The sequence below is a fragment of the Amycolatopsis silviterrae genome, assembly GCF_042684085.1.
Classification (GTDB): Bacteria; Actinomycetota; Actinomycetes; order Mycobacteriales; family Pseudonocardiaceae; genus Amycolatopsis; species Amycolatopsis silviterrae.
Genome location: NZ_JBHUKS010000006.1, coordinates 131,695 through 150,527 on the forward strand (window position 1 = coordinate 131,695; position 18,833 = coordinate 150,527).

The following is an 18,833-nucleotide window of genomic DNA, read 5'->3' on the forward strand; positions in this document are numbered from 1 at the left end:
GCGGGCTATGATTCGTTCTCTGCTCATCGACAACTACGATTCCTATACCTATAACCTTTTCCAGCTGATGGCGCGGGTGTACGGGACGGATCCGGTGGTGGTCGCGAACGACGACCCGCGCGGCCCCGGACTGGCCCGCGAACTGGACTGCGTGGTCATCTCGCCGGGGCCGGGACATCCGCGCGACCGGCACGACTTCGGCTTCTGCGCGGAGGTGATCCGGAATGCGCGCGTGCCGTTGCTGGGAGTGTGCCTCGGCCACCAGGGAGTAGGCATGGGGGCGGGTGCCGGCGTGGTGAGCGCTCCCCGCGCCCGGCACGGATTCGTGAGCAGAATACGGCATTCCGGCGACGAGCTTTTCCGTGGCATCCCGCAGGATTTTTCCGCAGTGCGTTACCATTCGCTGTGCGTGTGCGAGCCGCTGCCGCCGGAACTGGTTCCGGCCGCGCGTGCGGACGACGGAGTTCTCATGGCGCTGCGGCACCGCGAGCGTCCGCTGTGGGGAGTCCAGTTCCATCCGGAGTCCATTCTCACCGAATACGGGGCCCGGCTGCTGTGGAATTTCGGCGAGATCGTGGCGGCCCGGCGGGTGCCGCGCCCCGCCGAGCCCGAAATGCGCCGGTACACCGCGCATGCGCGGGAAATCCCGTTCGCGGCCGACAGCGCGGAACTCTATTCCGAGCTGTTCGCCGGCTCCCCGCACACGGTGTGGCTCGACAGCGCCCGGAACGGACCCGGGCTGGCCAGGTTTTCGTACCTGGCCGAGGCGTCCCCTGAGCTGGGCGAGGTGCTCACCTACCGGCTCGGGGAGAAACAGGTGCGCGTCGAGACGGTGGGCGGGGGCACCCGCGTGGTGCCCGGCTCCGTGTTTGCCTTACTGGCCAAGGAGATCGAGCGGCGCGTCATCAACGCGCCCGAGTTCGCCTTCGACTTCTCCGGCGGGTTCATCGGCTACTTCGGCTACGAGCTGAAGTCCGAATGCGGTGCCTCGGCCCGGCACCAGTCCGCGCTGCCGGACGCGGTGTGGCTCTTCGCGGACCGCTTCGCCGTCGTCGACCACGCTCGCGGCACGCTGAATCTGGTGGCGCTCAGCGACAATTCGGCCCGTTCGGAGGCGGCGGCGCGGCACTGGCTGGACTCGGCGGCGCTGATCGCCGGGGACGTCGCCGGCCGCCGCCCCGGGCCGGCGGACCGGTCCGGGAGCCCGGACCCTGACGCGACCCGGGCTGCGGTGGAGGAGTCGCTGGTCCGGGACCGCGCGCAGTACCTGGCCGACATCGCGCACTGCCGGGAGAAACTGCTCGAAGGCCAGACCTACGAGGTGTGCGTGACCAACACGGTGGTGCTGCCCCGGCAGCCCGACCCGCTGCGGTTCTACCGGCGGCTGCGCGAGCGGAACCCCGCGCCGTACGCCGCGTTCGTCTCCGCGGGCGGGGTGCGGATCGCGTGTTCCTCCCCGGAGCGGTTCCTCAAGATCGACCGGTGCCGGGTGGTCGAGAGCAAGCCGATCAAGGGCACGCTGCCCCGGGGCGCGGACGCCGAGGAAGACGAGCGGCTGCGGCGCGAGCTGGCCGCCGACCCCAAGACGCGAGCGGAGAACCTGATGATCGTGGATCTGCTCCGCAACGATCTCGGCCGGGTGTGCGAGCCGGGGAGCGTGCACGTCCCGAGCCTGATGCAGGTCGAGTCGTACGCGACGGTGCACCAGCTGGTGTCCACGGTGCGCGGGCGGCTGCGGGACGGAGTGTCGTCGGTGGAGTGCGTGCGCGCGTGTTTCCCCGGCGGCTCGATGACCGGGGCGCCCAAGCTGCGCACGATGGAGATCATCGACGAGCTGGAGACGCGGGCGAGGGGACCGTACTCCGGCACGATCGGTTTCCTGAGCTGCGACGGGACCACGGATCTGAACATCGTCATCCGGACGGCCGTGTTCACCGGCGAGGAGACGCTCATTGGCGCCGGGGGCGCGATCGTGTTGGATTCCGACCCAGCGGCCGAATACGAGGAGATGCTGCTCAAGGCGACGGCGGTGACCCGGGGGCTGGCCGCCGCCGGTCCGGCGTCCGGACGAGCGGCCGCGCAGCAGGCGCCCGGTGTCGAAGCGGGGAGGAGCCTTGCCGATGAACGTGGCGCCGGAGCTGGCGAAAGCCGGGGGCTGGCAGGACCGGATCGCGTACCTGGACGGTGATCGCGGCTATTCCCATGGCGAGGTTCACCACTTGGCGGGGCAGGCTGCGGCGGGGCTCGTGCGGGAAGGCGACCGGGTGGTGCTCGCGTTGCCGGATGGCGTCGGCGTGGTCGCGGCGTTCCTGGGCGCTGCCCGGCGCGGAAGCGGGGAGGGGCCTTGCCGATGAACGTGGTGCCGGAGGTTGCGGAGCTGGCGGAAGCCGGGGGCTGGCAGGACCGGATCGCGTACCTGGACGGTGATCGCGGCTATACCCATGGCGAGGTTCACCACCTCGCCGGGCAGGCCGCAGCGGCGCTGGCCGCGTCCGGCGTGCGGCAAGGCGACCGGGTGCTGCTCGCGCTGCCCGACGGCGTCGGCCTGGTCGCGTCTTTCCTGGGCACCGCCCGGCTCGGCGCGGTGGCCGTGGTCGTGAACCCGGCGCTGCCCGAGCGTGACCTCGCGAGATTCGTTGCTGACAGTGCGCCAACGGTGATCGTGGCCGACCGCGACCTCGGCGGGTCGCCGCTCCGCCAGACGGCGGCGGACCTGATGCGGGGTGTGCCGGGCGGTGCCGTGCCGTCAGCGGTGCCCGTGGGCGCGGACGCGCCGCTGTACGTGCAATACACCTCCGGCACCACCGGACGGCCGAAAGGCGCGGTGCACACGCACGGCCATCTGGCCGCCTATCACCGCTGCATCGGCGGTCCGGTGCTGGACATCGGCCCGGACGACGTGATCCTCTCGGTTTCGAAGATGTATTTCGCCTACGGTTTCGGCAATGCGCTGGTGTTCCCGCTGTTCACCGGTGCGCGGGCGGTCCTGTTCACGGAGCGGCCCAGCGCCGCCGAGGTCGCCGCGCGGGTGCGGGACAGCCGGGTCACGCTGCTGTTCGCGGTGCCCAGCTTTTACGCCAAACTGGTGAGCGCGTGCGCGCCGGAGGACTTCGCGACAGTGCGCGCGGCGGTCTCGGCCGGGGAGCCGCTTCCGGCGTTCCTCAACGAGCGACTGAGCCGATTGCTGCCGGCCCCGGTGCTCGAACAGATCGGGTCGACGGAGGCCGGGCACGCCTTCTGCGCCAACACCGTCCGGGCGAACGCGCCGGGGACGCTCGGCTGGCCGGTGCCCGAGTTCGACCTGCGGCTGCTGGATTCCGCCGGCGAGGCTGTGCCGGAGGGCGACGTCGGCGAGCTGTGGGTGCGCGGGCCCAGCATCATGACGGGCTACCTGTCCGAGCACGGCGACGACGGCCGGGTCCTGTCCGGCGGCTGGCTCAACACGCGCGACCGCGCCCGGCGCAACCCCGACGGCACGTACACCCACTGCGGGCGCGCCGACGACATCGAGCTGGTCGGCGGCATCAACGTCGCGGCCACGGAGGTCGAAGAGGTCATCTCCCGGCATCCGGCCGTCCGGGAAGCGGCCGTCGCGTCGGTCCTGCGGGCTGACGGGTCGAGCGCTCTCCAGGCCTTCGTGGTGGCGGAGACCGCGGACGGGACGCTGGCTGAGGAGCTGCTGGCGCTCGCCCGGTCGGAGCTGGCGGCGTTCAAGGTGCCGCGGTCGGTGCGCTTTGTCGACGAGTTGCCCCGGACCGACACCGGCAAGCTGCGCAGATTTGTCCTGCGCCGTGGCGTGGAGACGTCGTGAGCGTGCTCGTGGCCGGGGCCGGACCGGCGGGTCTCGCGGCCGCCTTGGCGCTGCGGGCCGAGGGCATCCCGGTGACGGTGCTGGAAGCCCGGCAGCGCGGGACGCAGCAGGAGGGCAGCCGGGCGCTCTACGTCCACCGCGATTCCCTGGCTCTGCTGGAGAAAGTCAGTCCCGGGCTCGGCCAGGCCATCGCGGAACACGGGCTCACCTGGCGCGTGCGCCGGACGTACTACCGCGGCCGGCTGGTCTTCGAGCGCGTCCATCCGGAGCGTCCGGGGTCGCCGCCGTTCGCCAGCCTTCGGCAGTCGGACACCGAGGGGTTTCTGCTCCGGGCCTGCGAGTCGGCGGGAGTGCGGTTCGAGTGGGATGCGCGGGTCGAGGACGTGTCGGTCTCGGCGAGGGAAGTGCGCGTCCGTACGGTGGATGGCCGCCAGTGGAGCGGTGCGTACCTGATCGGCGCGGACGGAGCGCGGTCGACGGTGCGCCGGTCGGCGGGCATCGCGGTCGCCGGACCGCCGGCTTTCGGTTTCCACGTGGTGCTCGATGTGGAGGCTGGCGACGGCGACGTCATGCTGCGGGAACGGACCTTTCACTACCACCATCCGCGGCTGGGCGGACGGCACGTGCTGCTGGTGCCGTTCACCGGCGGGTTCCAGGTGGATCTGCAGTGCCGGGCGGACGACTCCGCGGCCGAATGGGGCGACCTGGATACCGCTCGCCAGTGGGTCCGCCGCGCCGTGGACGACTTCGGGAAGAGGCGGATCCGCTGGGCGTCGACCTACCGGTTCCTGCGGGTGGTCGCGGACGATTTCGCCGATGCGGACCGGCGGGTCCTGCTGATCGGCGAGGCGGCGCACCTGTTCCCGCCGTTCGGCGCGCGCGGGATGAACAGCGGTTTCGCCGACGCGCTCGCGGCCGCCTCGGCGATCGCCGACGCGGGACGCGCGCGGAGCGAACCGGCCCGGGCGGAAGCGATCGAGGAGTTCGCGGGCGTGCGCCGCGCGGCTGCCGTGCGCAACGCGTCGGCGACCGAACGGGCCTTGGCCCACCTCACCGCAGGACCTGGCGGCCGCCTCCGGCAGCGTGCGGCCGCCGTGCTCTCGCCCGTGGCGCCCGCCTGCGGCCGGTGGCTGGAGTCGGCGCCGTACGGGGTCGCGCCCTCGGGGCGGGCGAGCGGAAAGCATTGACCGGGCTGGGTTTTCACTGGAGACACGGAAGGGGACGCACATGCTGGTACCCGCGGTCGATCGCGCGAGCCGCGAAGAGTCGCTGGAGTTCCTGCGGACGCACGAGTTCGGGCAGCTGGTCGCCGGCGGACGGGGGCGGGAGGTGCCGGTGGTGGTGCCGACGCAGTTCATCATGGCCGACGAGGAGACGATCCTGCTGCACCTGTCGGTGAAGAACCCGGTCTGGCCGGCGCTGGCGGAGAACCCGGCGGTGGTGCTGAGCGTCGCCGGCGCGTACTCGTTCATCCCCGGCCGCTGGCGGACGATCGGCGACGAGGACCCGGAGATGGGGATCGCGACCATCTACTACGCCGCCGTCCAGGCCCGGTGCGAGGTGGAGGTGCTGGACGAAACCGGGGCGAAGCTCGACATTCTGCGCGCGCAGCTGGGGCAGAAGGAGCCGTATCTCGCGACGGACCCGAGCGTGCACGCGCGGCTGGTGCCAGGTATTACGGCGGCTCGGCTTCGGATCGTGGAGCTGGTGGGGAAGTTCAAGTTCGGGGGGAACATGGATGTGCCGCACCGGCGGGCAGTCGCGGCTCGGCTGGCGGAACGGGGGGAGCCTGCGGATCTGGAGGGGCTTCGGTATGCGCTGCGGGACATTCCTTGCGAGGAGAGCCGTCCGTGAAGGACTCCTTGGGGGAATCAGATTCCTTCAAGGAGTCCTTCACGGACTTGGGACTTTCAGGCTCGTCAGCTCAGGTCGAAGGGGCTGGCGAGGGGCCAGTGCGGCTGTCATCGGGTCGGCGGGCGCTGGGTTGGTCGTCCGTGAGGGGAACCTTCACGGACTCTGATTCCCCCAGGGTTCCCCTCACGGACCTGGACCCAGGCGGGCGGGGTCAGAGCGGCGGGATGTTCTGGTTCAGGCGGAAAACATTCTCCGGGTCGTACTCTCGCTTCAGCGCAGTCAACCGCGCGAACACCTCCGCCGAATAAGCCGCCCGCGCCCGCGTGCTTCCCTCGTCGCCAAGGAAGTTCAGGTACGGATCGCCGCTGGCGTGCGCGCGCATCGCCTCCCACGTGTCGCGGACCCAGGCGAGATGCGGGTCGGGATCGCCCTCGGTCCACTGGCCGAGGATGTTCAGCACGAAGCGCGAGTTCCGGTGCGAGAAAGCACCGCCGACGCTCGGAGTGCGGCTCACCGCCCCCTCCAGATGGTGCAGGTGGATCGCGCTGAACGGGGAGAGCGCAGCCAGTTCCGCAGCCCGTTCGACAACCGTGTCGATGGCGTCGGCGGTGAGATCGGACAGATGGTGCGTCTTCCAGTACGCGTTGAGCCCGTGGGGTGCCGACCCGTCGAACATGGTCTGCAAAGCGGTGTACGGAAGGGGTCCGACGACATCCGCCACCGGCTCGGCGAATTCGCGCAGCGGTTTGAACGCGTCGGCCGCCTCCGTCGCGGTGCCGGTGTGGCAGCACGCGACGGCGACCACCTGCCGGCCCCGCATCGCGGGCGGGACGAACGGTTCGGGCGGTGCGGCCAGGAAAATCACCATGGTCGTCAGGTCGTCCGGCAGGCCGCGCGTCCATTCTTGGTAGAACCGCAGCAGTTCCGCGGCGCGTTCGACAGGATAGAAAATGACGCCGCCGTAGACGATCGGGCCGACCGGGTGCAGCCGGTACTCCAGCGAAGTCACCACGCCGAAATTCCCGCCGCCGCCGCGCAGGCCCCACAACAGTTCTTCGTCCGCGGCGACCGGACGGCCGTCGGCGAGGACGACGTCGGCGGACACGAGATTGTCGGCCGCGACGCCGTGCGCGCGCATCAGCCAGCCGATGCCGCCGCCGAGCGTGAAGCCGGCGATTCCGGTGCTGCTGACCAAACCGCCGGTAGTCGCGAGGCCGAACGCCTGGGTCTCGTGGTCCAGTTCTCCCCACAGTACGCCGCCCTGCGCGCGGACGGTGCGCGCGGCCGGGTCCACCCGGATTCCTTTGAGCGCCGAGAGATCGATGACGAGCCCGTCGTCGCAGGTGCCGAATCCGGCCACGTTGTGCCCGCCGCCGCGGACCGAGACCCGGAGGTCGTGCTGGCGCGCGAAGGCAAGCGCGGCAACGATATCGGCGGTTCCGGACACCGTGGCGACGGCCTGGGGACGGCGGTCGATCGCGCCGTTCCAGACCGTGCGGGCCGCGTCGTAGCCGGGTTCGCCGGGCGTGTGCACCGGGCCGCGCAAACCGTCGCGCAGTTCCGCGACATCCACCCGATCGGACCGCGAGACGTCTGTCATCGATGGGCCTCTCCTGCTGTTCGTCGCGACTGAATTCGCTGGCGCGGGGAAAGCGCTTCCGCATAGTGCCGCAGTCCGGATAAGGGATCAACCGCGCGACCTGTCGACGGCGGGCGGTACGCGGTAACGTGCGCCGCAGACCGCCTTCGACGCCGACAATGGGGGTTCCGCGTGGGGGTCGAAATCCGGGTGAATCGCCGTATGGAAAATCTCGACCTCGCACGGTGGGACGAAGTGCAGCCAGCGGGCGGTTTCTACTCCTCCAGCCCGTGGCTGTGCCACGCCGAGCGGACGGCGGATCCCGCGCCGTTCTACTTCACCGCCGTCGACGGAGACCGTCTTCTCGCGACGCTGCCCGCGTATCCGCTGACCCGGGACGCGCCGTTCCTCTTTTGCCGCGCGGACACCGTAATCGACCAGATCAGCCGCCTGTCGCGCGGTCGCCCGGCCGGCTGGGAGGACTGCCTGATGCCCAGTCTCGCCTGCGGCCCCCGGCATTCGTCCCACACCGGCGTGGCGGTGGCGCGTGACGTCGGCCCGGGCATGCGCCGCGAACTGACCTCCGCGTTGGCCGACCAGGCGGAGCAGATCGGGCGGGAGCAAGGGCTTGCCTCGCTGTCGTTCCTCTACACCGACGTCACCGACGAGGTGCTGCGATCGGTGCTCGCGGAGCGCGGCTATGCCGCCTTGCGCAACGCAACCACCTACACCCTGGACATCCCCGGAACGGGCGACTTCGCCGACTACCTCGCCGCGCTGAGCCGCAGCAGGCGACGACAGGTCCGACGCGATCTGCGCGTGCTGGACGAGGCCGGCGTGACCTACCGGCTGCAGCCTCTTACGGAGGAATTGGCCGTCCGGCTGGTTCCGCTGGAAATGCAGCTTTATGCCCGCAATGGAACGCAGGCAGCCGAAAGCGCGCTACTGGCGGTGCTGACGAGCCTGTCGCGCAACATTCCCGGACACACCGAGGTGGCCACCGCCGAAATGGGCGGCAAGCTCGCCGGGTTCGCGCTGATCTTCACCCACGGGAGCGAGTTGTACGCCCGGCAAGCCGGTTTCGACTACGCCGTCAAAGGCACTGTGCCGTTGTACTTCGGCCTGATTTTCTATCAGCTGATCCGGCTGGCGCAACGCCGCGGGCTCGGCCGGATCCACTACTCCATCGGAGCGGGCCGGGCCAAGGAGTCTCGCGGCAGCACGGGCGTCGAGCAGCTCGCGTACGTGAAGAGCTTCGATCCGCAAGTCCGGCGCGAGGTTTCCAGTCTCGCGGAATTGGTGCCGCCAGCCCCGTCCAGCGCCACGGCGTGAACCGCGATGGCCGGGGAGACACAGTCACGCGGGGCAGCGGCTCGCCGGTTCGGCGCGGGTGCGGCGAAGCTCATTCTCGGCGGCCGTTTCGAGCGCGCGCTGTGGCCGGTCCTGGCGACGGTCGCGATGAACTTCACCGGCTTCGGCACGCTCACGAGCTACTTCGGGCTCTGGCTGATCCAAGCGCAGCACGTCGATGTCCGGACCGTCTCGACGGCGCTGTTCTGCGCGGGCCTCGCGGGCGCGTGCGGGGCGGGGTTCGCCGGAACGCTCGTCGACCGGCTCGGCCCGAGGCGGGTCAACGTCGCCATTGCCACGCTGCACGCGGCGGCCACGATCGCGCTCGCCTTCCCGGTCGGCACCGGGACGGCGATCGGGCTGCTGGCGGTCGTCACCGGAACCCAGCCGCTGCGCGGAGTCGCCCAGCGCACGCTGATCGGCCAGCTCGGTCAGCAGACCGGGGGAGAGAAGGCGTTCGCCGACTACCGGCTCGTGCTGAACGTCGGGCTGCTCAGCGGCCCGCTCATGGGCGCGGTCGTGCTGCAGTGGGGCTGGCAGGCGCTGCGCATCGACGTGTGCGTGCTCTATTTCCTCGCGCTGCTGCCCGCTGTCGCCCTGTACCGCACCCCGGAAACGCCCGCTGCCGGACCGCGCGCCCCGGTCGTCCGGCCGGCCGCACGGCTGCTCGACCGGAAACTGATCCTGCTGGTGGCGGGGTCGAGCTGCGCATGGACCGTCATGTACGTCTACGAAGCCGTGCTGCCGATCCTGGTCGTCGGCTCGGAAACCCTTTCGGCGAGCCAGTGGGGTCTGCTCTACTCGCTAGGCCCGTTGCTCGCGCTGGTCGGCCAGCTGCGGGTGCAGCGCTGGTTCCGGGCGTTCCGGCCGTCGGCGCGGCTCGCCGGGGGAGTCCTGCTGATGGGCTTCGCCTTCGCCGTTTTCTGGGGCGGCTTCCGGGTGTGGGTCCTGCCGGTGTTCATCGTGCTTTTCGTGCTCGGCGACCTGGTGTGGGGCCCGGCCAGCGAGGACGTCGCGGTGCGGGCCGCGCCCGAGGGCCGCACTGGCGCGTACCTCGGCGCGGTCTCCTCGACGGTGTGGGTCGGCAGCGCGCTCGCCCCGGCGGTGGGCCTGCCGGCCGCGCAGCACTACGGAAACGGCGTGCTGTGGGCGGGTGCCGCTGCGCTTTCAGTGGTTTCCGCGCTGTGCTACGCGAATCTCAGCAGGCTCGCCAGATGATCTCGGGTTCCGCTATCGGATGAGGAAGTGGCCATGTCGAACGCGCGAAGCGGCAAACAGTATCTCGCTGATCTCCGGGACGGGCGGGAAGTGCTGATCAACGGCGGCCGCGTCCCGGACGTCACGCGCCACAGCGCGCTGCGCGGCAGCGCCCACTCCGTGGCGGCCCTGCTCGATCTGCACAACGACACCGAGTCCGGCTTGATGACCACCTGCGCGGAGACCGGCGAACGCATTCCCTGGTCCTACGCACTGGCCGACGAAGCGGCAGGCGTCACGGCGCGTGGAAAGTCCTTCGACACGATCGCGCGCGCGACGGCGGGTCTGATGGGCCGGACCCCGGACTTCCTGGCGACGCTGCTGGCGAGCTGGTACGCCCGCAGCGACGTGTTCGGCCCGCGGTTCGCCGAAAACGTCCGCGCCTACTGCCGGCACGCCCGCCGGTACAACCTCTGCCACACCCACGCGATCAGCGACCCGCCCGGCGACCGCTACCTCAAGGACACCGGCGAACCCTTGGCCGTGCGCAAGGTCGGGGAGACCGGCGAGGGCATCGTCGTCCGGGGCATGAAGATGCTGGCGACGCTCGCGCCGCTGGCGGACGCGCTGCTCGTGTACCCGTTCCGGCCGCTGACGGGGGACGACGCCGCGATGGCGCTCGCGTTCGTCCTGCCGGTCGACACGCCCGGGCTGCGCCTGCTCTGCCGCGATCCGTTTGCCCGCGGCCAGAAACCCTTCGACGCGCCGCTGAGCGAGCGGTTCGACGAAATGGACGCATTGTGCGTTTTCGACGACGTCGTCGTGCCGTGGGACCACGTGTTCCTCGACGGCGACGTGGATCTCGCCAACACGATGCGCGCCGAGACCGCGATGACGACCTATCAGTGGCACCAGAGTTCGGTCCGGGCCGCGGTCAAGGCCGAGCTGCTGCTGGGCGTGGCGAGCCTGCTGGCCCGCGCGAGCGGCCGGGACCGGCAGCCGGCCGCGCGGGTCATGCTCGGGGAAATGGCGGCGATGACGGAGGCGTTGCGTGCCCTCGTCACGACCGCCGAACACGCGGCGGCCCCCGGACCTTCCGGGCACTACATCCCCGGCACGGTGCCGCTGGGTTCCTCCGCGGTGCTCGGCAGCATGTTCTTCCCGCGCTTCGCCGAATTCCTGCACCTGATCGGGTCCAGCGGGCTGATCATGGCTCCGTCCGAAGAGGACTTGTCGGGACCTGCTGGCTCGCTGCTGCGCGCGTATTTCACGGGGGACGCGCTGAGCGTCGACGAGCACGCCGCCTCGCTGCGGCTGGCGTCGGAGCTGGCGGTGGGCGGGTTTGGCGGTCGGCAGTTGCTGTATGAGCGGTTTTATCTGGGGCCGCCGGATGTGTTGAAGGAGCGGCTGTTCGCGATGACGGATCGGGAGAGGGTCGAGCGGTATGCGCGGAGCTGGCTTGTGCTGCCTGGCGACGAGTGAGGGTTACCGGTTGCGTCGTCCGGCGCGGGCGAGTGTCGTGACGGTGCGGATAAGGCGTTCGATGTCGGTGTCGGTGTTGTAGCCGTGCGGGGAGACGCGGAGGCCGCCGCCGCGGGCTGAGCAGATGACGCCCGCTGCTTTCAGTTCGGCGACGGCTGCCTCCGGGTTGACGCCGGGCACGGTGAAAGTGACGATGCCCGAACGGCTTTCCGGCAAGCGGCTCGACAGCACGGTGGCACCGGCTTCGCGCAGCTGTTCCGCGGCTAGCTCGCAAAGCCGGTCAGTGTGCTGCCAAACCGCCTCCACCGACGCATCGCGCAGCAAGTCCAGGGAAGCGCCCATGCCCAGGATGCCGATGGCGTTGAGCATGCCGCCCTCCAACCGCCGTGCGCTGTCGTCGGGGTCGAAGGCCAGCGCGCTCCACTGCTCGGGCTGGCTGACGGAATGCCAGCCGGGCTCGAGCGGGCGGAGGAGGTCCTGGCGGGAGCGGCGGACGTAAAGCAGGCCGGCGCCGCCCGGGCCGAGCAGCCATTTGTGCCCGTCCGCCGCGGCGAAGTCCACGCCCCATTCCTCCAGCCGCGCCGGAATGCCGCCGAGGCCCTGGATGACGTCGGCGACCAGCAGCGCGCCCCGCGCCTGGCACAGCCGGCCGAGCGCGGCCAGGTCGGTGCGCCAGCCGTGGCCGAACTGCACCCAGCTCACCACGACGAGCCGGGGCGGCGGGCCGGCGTCGATCACGTCGGCGAACGCCTGCAGCGGCAGGGTGCGGCCGGGTCCGCGCGGCTGGACGAAGCTGACCGACACGCCGTGGTCGGCGAGCGTCGACCACGGGTACACGGTCGACGGGAATTCCAGCGCGGGCACCACGACCCGGTCGCCGGGCGTCCAGTCCAGGCCGTTCGCGACGAAGCCGAGGCCTTCGGTGGTGTTCTTGACGAACGCGACGTCGGCGGCGGGGACTCCCATCATTCCGGCCGCCGTCGCGCGCACCCGCTCGATGCGGGCGGCGTGGTCCTCGTAGGTGAGGGAACCGTCGGCCGCCAAGCCCAGCGCGGCGTCGCGCATCGCGTCGGCCGCGGGCTGCGGCAGCGGGCTGATCGCCGCGTGGTCGAGGTAAGCCCAGCGCCGGCACACCGGGAAGTGTTCGCGGTTCAGCGGGGTTTCCATGAGGCCTCCGGAACAACGGCGGAATTATTTTGTTTCCGGGCGAAGAAGCCGACCGGATTGCGTGCAAGATGAGCGGGTCATCGCGGGCGAAATAAGATCATGGGGGGTGTCGATAATCGTCTTCCGGCGGCTGCCGGAGCCGCCCGCGCAATCCCGCGAACTCCCAGGAACAGTAAGGAATCCTAGCTGCCGGAGCGGTTGCTGTCCGGGAGTTTGTCCGCCGGGTTGGGCCCTTCGGGTTCATGTCGGGCGGGCGTGTTGACGGCGCCCGGCGCACGTCAGTAGCCTCCGAATTCGGCAATTCAGGACAGCACAGTCCGCTGGTGGTGGCGCCTCTGTTCCCGAATGCCGTTCTGAACCGATCGACCGATCCTGGCCGGGCAGCACCCGCGAATAGGCGGGACAAGGGACCGTGTGAGTCGAGGGGGAAGTTTTGCCGCGCACTTTCGAACGGCGGACCGATTCTGTTCTCGTCGCGGGCCGGGAAGCGGACCCCGCGCCGCCGGCTCAGCGGACCGGCGGGGTGTCGGGAACCCACGACGGGCCGGTGCACTCGCGGGTGCCGATCAGCGCGCTGCTGCCCGCCGACTCGCCGCGGCTGCGCGGGGAGGACGGCGACCACGTCCAGGTGCTGGCCGAGGTGGACGAGGACCTGCTGCCGCCGGTGGTCGTGCACCGGGCGACGATGCGGGTCATCGACGGGATGCACCGCCTGCGCGCGATGGAACTGCGCGGCCGCGACGCGATCCGGGTGTGTTTCGTCGACAGCGCCGAGGACCCGTTCGTGCTGGCGGTGATGCACAACGTCGAGCACGGGCTGCCGCTGTCGCTGGCCGATCGCACCGCCGCCGCGGCCCGGATCCTGCGGTCGCATCCGCACTGGTCGGACCGCAAGATCGCGGCGGTCGCCGGGCTGTCGGCGAGCACCGCGGGCGCGATCCGGGCGCGTTCGACTGGCGATTCCGCACAGTCGAACGCACGGCTCGGCCGCGACGGCAGGCGGCGGCCGGTCGGGCACAGCGCCGAGGGCCGCGTGCTGGCCGGACAGCTCCTGCGGGAGAACCCGGACATGCCGGTCCGGCAGGTCGCGGCCGCGGCGGGGATCTCCCCGTCGACCGCGCTCGACGTCCGCGACCGCCTGCGCGACGGCCGCCATCCGGTGCCGGCCAAGGCCCGCGACGGCCATCGCCGGAGCCGGAAGAAGCCAGCGCCGCAGGTGCCCGCACCCCGCAGCGGCACGGATTGGGAGTCGGAGCTGAACCAGCTGCGCGTCGATCCTTCGCTGCGTTTCACCGACACCGGAAGGGTGCTGCTGCGCATGTTCGACGCCCGCTTGCTCAGCGCGGACGAACGCGCGGTGCTCGCCACCGGCATTCCGTCGCACTGCACGACGACGGTCGCGAACCTCGCCCGGGTGGTCGGCGCGGCGTGGCAGCAGTTCGCCCTCGATCTCGAGCAGCGGAACCGGAACTGGACCGAGTTCTGACCCGGAATCGATGCGACGGCGGTACGGTTTGCCCGCAAGCATCCCCGGACAGAGGGCGAGCGATGCGGGACCGATTGCGGCAGTACGACCCGGAGATCTTCGAGGCGATCCTCGGCGAGGAGCGCAGGCAGCAGACGGAACTCGAACTGATCCCGTCCGAGAACTACACGTATCCGGAAGTGCTCGCGGCGCTCGGAACGGTGTTCACGAACAAGTATTCCGAGGGCTACCCCGGCAACCGCTACTACGGCGGCCAGACCTACACCGACGTCATCGAACGGCTCGCCACCGCCCGCGCCCGCGAGCTGTTCCGCGCCGAACACGCCAACGTGCAAGCCCTTTCCGGCGCGGCGATGAACCAGGTCGTGTACTACGGGCTGCTGCAACCGGGCGATGCCATCCTCGCGATGGACCTCACCCACGGCGGCCATTTGACGCACGGTTCGCCGGTCTCGCACATGTCGCGGGTGTTCGACTTCCACCGCTACCGGACCGACGCGGACGGGCGCGTCGACTTCGACGAGGTCCGGCGGATCGCCGGGGAAGTCCGGCCGAAACTGGTGCTGTGCGGCCATTCCTCCTACCCGCGCGAGCTGGACTACGCGGGCTTCAAGCGCGTCGCGGACGAGGTCGGGGCACTGACGATGGCCGACGTGTCGCACGTCGGCGGGCTGATCGCGGGCGGTGCGCTGCCCAACCCGCTGGACGCCGGGTTCGACGTGGTCACCACGACCACGCACAAGAGCCTGCGCGGCCCGCGCGGCGGCCTGGTGCTGAGCAAGGCGGAGTTCGGCAAGCGGATCGACAAGAGCGTGTTCCCCGGCCTGCAGGGCGGTCCGCACATGCACACGATCGCCGCGATCGCCGTCGCGCTGAAGAAGGCGGCGGAGCCGGAGTTCCGCGAGTACGCGGCGCGCACCCTCGCCAACGCGCAGGCCCTCGCCGGACGCCTGATCGAGCACGGTGCCGAACTGGTCACCGGCGGCACGGACAACCACCTGATCGTGGTCAACACGGTCGCGTCGTTCGGGCTGCAGGGCCGGGAGGCGCAGCAAGCGCTCGAAGAAGCCGGGCTGGCTACGAACAAGCAGCTCATCCCGGACGACCCGCTGTCCGCGCAGCGCACGAGCGGGGTGCGGCTCGGTACTCCGGCACCGACGACCCGTGGCATGGGTGAGGCGGAGATGGTCGCGGTGGCCGATCTGTTCGTCCGGGCGGTGCGAGGCAAGGATGACGCGGACGAGGTGAAGGCGGTTCGGGCTGAGGTGCAGCAGCTGTGCGCGCGGTTCCCCGCGCCGGGGCCGATTTCCGCCGCCAAAAGCTAGCCCCGCCCGCTTGCCCCGGGTGGTTGTCCGTGAAGGACTCATTGAAGGAATCAGATTCCCTCAAGGAGTCCTTCACGGACCTGGGGCCCATGCCGGTGCGGCTCCGGGCGGGTCGGGAGGGTGCGGGGCTGGGAGAGTCCGTGAGGGGAACCCTCACGGACTCTGATTCCCTCAGGGTTCCCTTCACGGACCTTCGAATGTGGTGTGGGGCCACGCAGCTTAAATTCCGGGCGAAAACGGGCTCGGCCATTCCCGAACATTGAGCGCGGCGGAGCGCCCCGGTAACGTCGATGGTGCCGGGGCAGCGCTCTTTCCCGGCCGATTCTTTCGTCGCCCGCCCGCGAAACGCCGACCGGGAAGTGCCGATGTCGACTCGATTGACGCTGTTCGACGAAGTCTGCCGGATGCTGGTCACGATGCTCGGCGAAGACGCCGAGGCCCGCCGGGCCGCACTGGCGCCGGACACCCGGCTGCAGTCGCTCGGCATGGATTCGATGAAGTACATCAATCTGCTGCTGAGCCTGGAAGACCTCATCGGCAAGGAACTCGACGAGGTCGCCGAGCACATCGACCTCGCCGAAATCGCGACCGTCGGCGATCTCGTCGCGCTGGTGGAACGGTTGCGGGCGCTGTGAGGGGGCGGGCGTGAACGAATCCGACGCGATGCCGTCGGCGCAGGACATCGCCGATTACCGGGAGAACGGCTACTACGTTTCGAAAAAAATCCTCAGCGACGACCTGATCGCCGACGCGATCGAGGGCAGTGAACGGCTCTACCGCGGCGAATACGACGAGCGTTTTCCGTGGAGCGACAACCCGGACGTCGACCGCAGCTTCGGGGTCCCGTTCACCGACCGCACCCGCAGCCGGGCCGAGGGCTACGCCAGTTTCCACAGTTTCGGGCTCCGCGCGCTGGCCCGGCAGCCGATCATCTCGGCGATCGCGGCCGCGCTGACCGGAGCGACCGAGATCCGGTACTGGAAGGACCAGCTCATCTACAAGGCGCCAGCCGCCAGCCCGGCGGAACGCGAGGGGGTCACCGGATTCCACCAGGACAAGCGGTACTGGCCGACGTGCCGCTCGGACCGGATGATCACGGCGTGGATCCCGCTGCACGACTGCTCCACGCGCAACGGCTGCCTCGTGGTGATCAAGGGCAGCCACCGCTGGCGCAACAACCACGCGCTGGTGACCTTCGACGAGACGAACCAGGACTACATCAAGTCGAAGCTGATCAACAGCGAGGGCGAGGACCTGGTCGAGGTCCCGCTGCAGTTGCGCCGCGGCCAGGTCAGTTTCCACGACTGCTACACCATCCACGGCAGCTATCCCAACGTCTCCGACGCGCCAAGGCGAGCCCTGTCGGTGCACCTGCAGGACGGGGAGAACCGGTATCGGGACCTGAACTTCCTGAGCAAGGCGAAGCCGGTCTACAAGCATTCGCACGACCTCATCTGCCGCAAGGCGGACAACGGTTTCCCGGACTACAGCGACCCCGAGATCTTCCCGACGCTCTACCGCGCCGGGGACGCGCTCGCATGATCGACATCCACGTGCACCTCGCCGACGCGCGCTGCCTGTCGCCGGGTTTCGTCGCGGGCATCGCGGAATCGATCCTCCACGACGGACGGCCCGGCGGCGGCCGAGTCGAACGTGCCCTGCGGTTCTACCTGCTCGACCGCGACGCCAACCGACTGCTGTCGCAAATGGACGCACACGGCATCACGAAGTCGATCCTGCTCATCGCCGACTTCGGTCCCGCGCTCGGCGAGCCGGTTCTGTCCATCGAGAAGGTGCACGAGCACCACGCCTCGGTCGTGCAAGCCTCCGGCGGACGGCTGGCGTTCTTCGCCGGCTTCGACCCCTCGCGCGAGGCTGCCGCACTCGACGTCGTCAAGTACTGGACGGCTCGGCCGGAGTGCGAGGGAGTGAAGCTCTATCCGCCGTGCGGCTTCGAACTGGACGACGAACGGCTGGATCCGCTCTGGCGGCACTGCAGCGACAACGGCATTCCGGTGCTGACCCACTCCGGGCCCTCGCTGCCGAGCCTCCATCGCGCGCAGCGGTATCCGCACAGCCTGGAAACCGTACTGCGGCGGTTCCCGAACCTGCGGATCACGTTGGCGCACGGGATGATCTGGGATCTCGACGGCACCGTCCGGCTTCTCCAGCGGCATCCCGGGAACCTCTACGCGGACATCTCGTCGTTCCACCAGCTCTCCGCCGATGGTCTGGAGCTGATGCTCGCGGGCTGCGCGAAGGTGCCCGACCAGGTCCTGTTCGGATCCGACGCCCCGCTGTTCGACTTTTCCGGGAACCTGGGGGAGAAGATCGACCAGCTGCGCGCACGCCTGACCCCGGCGCAGCAGTCCGGCTTGTTCGAGCTGAACGCGCGCCGATTCCTCTACGGCGCGCCGACGTGACCCCGGACTCGATCTACTTTTCCCCCGAAGCGACGGCCTTCCGCGAGCGGACGCGCCAGTTCCTGCGCTCGAACATCGCCCCTCGGCTGGACACCTGGGAGGCCGAACGCCGGATCCCGCGCGAGACCTGGAAACTGCTCGCGGGGGAGGGCCTGCTGGGACTGCACTACCCGATCGCCTACGGGGGCCGCGAACTCCCGTTCTTCCATTCGGTGGCCTACCTGGAGGAACTGGGTCGGCTCGGCAACGGCGGCTTCCGCGGCGCGATGTCCGTCCACAGCTACATGGCGACCGCGTATCTGCACCTCGCGGGCGACCACTCGCAGAAGACGGCGTACCTGAAGCCCGCCGTCGAGGGGGACATGATCGCCGCGCTGGCGATCACCGAACCCCAGGCCGGATCCGACGTGTCGAGCCTCGCCTGCACGGCCCGCGCGGTCGGCGACGGGTACGTCATCCGGGGCACGAAGGCGTTCGTGACCAACGGGATGCAGGCGGACTTCATGGTCACCGCGGTCCGGATGGCCGACGGTCCGGCGAGCGGTTCGGGCAATCTCTCCCTGTTCGTGCTCGACCCCCGGTCGCCCGGCGTGACGAGGACCCCCGTCGAGAAGCTGGGCTGGCACTGCTCCGACACCGCGACCGTGCGTTTGGACGACGTCTTGGTGGACCGGACCAGCTTGCTCGGCCGGAAGAACTCCGGATTCCTGTGGATCATGAAGGCGTTCCAGCTGGAACGGATCGCGGCGGCTGTGCTGGCGATCGGGGAGATCGACCGCGCGCTGGAACTGGCCCGGCGGCATACCGGGGAGCGTCAGGTGTTCGGCCGGGCGCTGGCGGACCACCAGGTCGTGCGGCACCGCCTGGCCGAGCTGATGAGCCACACGGAGGCCGCGCGGCAGTTGGCCTACCACGCGGCGTGGCTGTACAGCCGGGGGACGCTGGCGATGTCGGAGTGCGCGATGGCGAAACTGCGCGCGACGGAACTGGCGGTGGAGGTGGCGGGCCAGTGCCTGCAGTTGTTCGGCGGGCACGGGTATCTGGCGGATTCTCCGGTGGCCGGTCTCTTCCGGGACACGCGGCTGGCCACGATCGCGGGTGGGGCTAGCGAGATTATGCGTGAGGTCATCGCTGACACTGACCTGTGAAACCCGTTGCC

General features: G+C 70.1%; 16 protein-coding genes. 14 read left to right on the forward strand and 2 right to left on the reverse strand.

The window, feature by feature from the left end; genetic code table 11:
* The first annotated feature begins 7 nt into the window (after positions 1–7).
* The 5 genes from pabB to ACFSVL_RS09910 are packed head-to-tail and all read left to right on the forward strand — an operon-like array spanning position 8 to position 5,665.
* Entirely contained in the window at positions 8–2,188 is a 2,181-nt protein-coding gene (pabB, locus tag ACFSVL_RS09890) for an aminodeoxychorismate synthase component I (protein ID WP_378302666.1), read from the forward strand.
* A complete protein-coding gene (locus ACFSVL_RS09895; protein ID WP_378302668.1) occupies positions 2,121–2,354 on the forward strand; it encodes an AMP-binding protein in 234 nt (77 codons plus the stop codon). The genes pabB and ACFSVL_RS09895 overlap by 68 nt, the downstream gene beginning before the upstream one ends.
* Entirely contained in the window at positions 2,351–3,811 is a 1,461-nt protein-coding gene (locus ACFSVL_RS09900; RefSeq protein ID WP_378302671.1) for an AMP-binding protein, read from the forward strand. Before ACFSVL_RS09895 ends, ACFSVL_RS09900 begins: the two co-directional genes overlap by 4 nt.
* On the forward strand, positions 3,808–4,998 hold the full coding sequence (locus ACFSVL_RS09905) for an FAD-dependent oxidoreductase (protein WP_378302673.1): 1,191 nt from the start codon (positions 3,808–3,810) through the stop codon (positions 4,996–4,998). Before ACFSVL_RS09900 ends, ACFSVL_RS09905 begins: the two co-directional genes overlap by 4 nt.
* A 40-nt stretch (positions 4,999–5,038) precedes the next feature.
* Positions 5,039–5,665, forward strand: a complete 627-nt coding sequence (locus tag ACFSVL_RS09910; protein WP_378302675.1) for an FMN-binding negative transcriptional regulator — start codon at positions 5,039–5,041, stop codon at positions 5,663–5,665.
* A 211-nt stretch (positions 5,666–5,876) separates the two neighbouring features.
* Here the strand turns inward: ACFSVL_RS09910 and ACFSVL_RS09915 are convergent, their stop codons facing one another.
* A complete protein-coding gene (locus ACFSVL_RS09915) occupies positions 5,877–7,265 on the reverse strand; it encodes an FAD-binding oxidoreductase (protein WP_378302677.1) in 1,389 nt (462 codons plus the stop codon).
* Between the two features lie 201 nt (positions 7,266–7,466).
* Between ACFSVL_RS09915 and ACFSVL_RS09920 the strand changes: the two genes are divergently transcribed.
* The 3 genes from ACFSVL_RS09920 to ACFSVL_RS09930 are packed head-to-tail and all read left to right on the forward strand — an operon-like array spanning position 7,467 to position 11,273.
* A complete protein-coding gene (locus ACFSVL_RS09920) occupies positions 7,467–8,576 on the forward strand; it encodes a GNAT family N-acetyltransferase (protein WP_378302679.1) in 1,110 nt (369 codons plus the stop codon).
* A gap of 6 nt (positions 8,577–8,582) precedes the next feature.
* Positions 8,583–9,812, forward strand: coding sequence for an MFS transporter (locus tag ACFSVL_RS09925; protein ID WP_378302681.1), 1,230 nt, complete (start codon positions 8,583–8,585; stop codon positions 9,810–9,812).
* Between the two features lie 33 nt (positions 9,813–9,845).
* The gene (locus ACFSVL_RS09930; RefSeq protein ID WP_378302683.1) at positions 9,846–11,273 is read left to right on the forward strand and encodes a 4-hydroxyphenylacetate 3-hydroxylase family protein; all 1,428 of its coding nucleotides are present in this window, start codon (positions 9,846–9,848) and stop codon (positions 11,271–11,273) included.
* 3 nt (positions 11,274–11,276) lie between these two features.
* Here ACFSVL_RS09930 and ACFSVL_RS09935 read toward each other — a convergent pair whose 3' ends face one another.
* Positions 11,277–12,440 (reverse strand): aminotransferase class V-fold PLP-dependent enzyme, encoded by a 1,164-nt coding sequence (locus ACFSVL_RS09935; protein WP_378302685.1) that lies wholly within the window; start codon positions 12,438–12,440, stop codon positions 11,277–11,279.
* Positions 12,441–12,873: 433 nt separating this feature from the next.
* Between ACFSVL_RS09935 and ACFSVL_RS09940 the strand changes: the two genes are divergently transcribed.
* The 6 genes from ACFSVL_RS09940 (at position 12,874) to ACFSVL_RS09965 (ending at position 18,822) form a co-directional block, all read left to right on the forward strand.
* The gene (locus tag ACFSVL_RS09940) at positions 12,874–13,926 is read left to right on the forward strand and encodes a streptomycin biosynthesis protein (RefSeq protein ID WP_378302687.1); all 1,053 of its coding nucleotides are present in this window, start codon (positions 12,874–12,876) and stop codon (positions 13,924–13,926) included.
* Positions 13,927–13,988: 62 nt separating this feature from the next.
* Entirely contained in the window at positions 13,989–15,251 is a 1,263-nt protein-coding gene (locus ACFSVL_RS09945) for a serine hydroxymethyltransferase (protein WP_378302689.1), read from the forward strand.
* Between the two features lie 365 nt (positions 15,252–15,616).
* The gene (locus tag ACFSVL_RS09950) at positions 15,617–15,886 is read left to right on the forward strand and encodes an acyl carrier protein (RefSeq protein ID WP_378302691.1); all 270 of its coding nucleotides are present in this window, start codon (positions 15,617–15,619) and stop codon (positions 15,884–15,886) included.
* A gap of 10 nt (positions 15,887–15,896) precedes the next feature.
* Complete coding sequence (locus tag ACFSVL_RS09955; RefSeq protein ID WP_378302693.1) at positions 15,897–16,793, forward strand: phytanoyl-CoA dioxygenase family protein; 897 nt, start codon at positions 15,897–15,899, stop codon at positions 16,791–16,793.
* On the forward strand, positions 16,790–17,674 hold the full coding sequence (locus ACFSVL_RS09960) for an amidohydrolase family protein (protein WP_378302694.1): 885 nt from the start codon (positions 16,790–16,792) through the stop codon (positions 17,672–17,674). Before ACFSVL_RS09955 ends, ACFSVL_RS09960 begins: the two co-directional genes overlap by 4 nt.
* Complete coding sequence (locus ACFSVL_RS09965; protein ID WP_378302696.1) at positions 17,671–18,822, forward strand: acyl-CoA dehydrogenase family protein; 1,152 nt, start codon at positions 17,671–17,673, stop codon at positions 18,820–18,822. Before ACFSVL_RS09960 ends, ACFSVL_RS09965 begins: the two co-directional genes overlap by 4 nt.
* Positions 18,823–18,833 lie beyond the last annotated feature (11 nt).

What these genes read in the sequence shown, in the direction of transcription:
- ACFSVL_RS09945 (WP_378302689.1), top strand. Translation starts at nt 13,989, where the DNA reads ATGCGGGACCGATTGCGGCAGTACGACCCGGAGATCTTCGAGGCGATC.
- ACFSVL_RS09900 (WP_378302671.1), top strand. Translation starts at nt 2,351, where the DNA reads ATGAACGTGGTGCCGGAGGTTGCGGAGCTGGCGGAAGCCGGGGGCTGG.
- ACFSVL_RS09895 (WP_378302668.1), top strand. Translation starts at nt 2,121, where the DNA reads ATGAACGTGGCGCCGGAGCTGGCGAAAGCCGGGGGCTGGCAGGACCGG.
- ACFSVL_RS09910 (WP_378302675.1), top strand. Translation starts at nt 5,039, where the DNA reads ATGCTGGTACCCGCGGTCGATCGCGCGAGCCGCGAAGAGTCGCTGGAG.
- ACFSVL_RS09925 (WP_378302681.1), top strand. Translation starts at nt 8,583, where the DNA reads ATGGCCGGGGAGACACAGTCACGCGGGGCAGCGGCTCGCCGGTTCGGC.
- ACFSVL_RS09960 (WP_378302694.1), top strand. Translation starts at nt 16,790, where the DNA reads ATGATCGACATCCACGTGCACCTCGCCGACGCGCGCTGCCTGTCGCCG.
- ACFSVL_RS09915 (WP_378302677.1), bottom strand. Translation starts at nt 7,265, where the DNA reads ATGACAGACGTCTCGCGGTCCGATCGGGTGGATGTCGCGGAACTGCGC.
- ACFSVL_RS09930 (WP_378302683.1), top strand. Translation starts at nt 9,846, where the DNA reads ATGTCGAACGCGCGAAGCGGCAAACAGTATCTCGCTGATCTCCGGGAC.
- ACFSVL_RS09935 (WP_378302685.1), bottom strand. Translation starts at nt 12,440, where the DNA reads ATGGAAACCCCGCTGAACCGCGAACACTTCCCGGTGTGCCGGCGCTGG.
- ACFSVL_RS09950 (WP_378302691.1), top strand. Translation starts at nt 15,617, where the DNA reads ATGTCGACTCGATTGACGCTGTTCGACGAAGTCTGCCGGATGCTGGTC.
- ACFSVL_RS09920 (WP_378302679.1), top strand. Translation starts at nt 7,467, where the DNA reads ATGGAAAATCTCGACCTCGCACGGTGGGACGAAGTGCAGCCAGCGGGC.
- pabB (WP_378302666.1), top strand. Translation starts at nt 8, where the DNA reads ATGATTCGTTCTCTGCTCATCGACAACTACGATTCCTATACCTATAAC.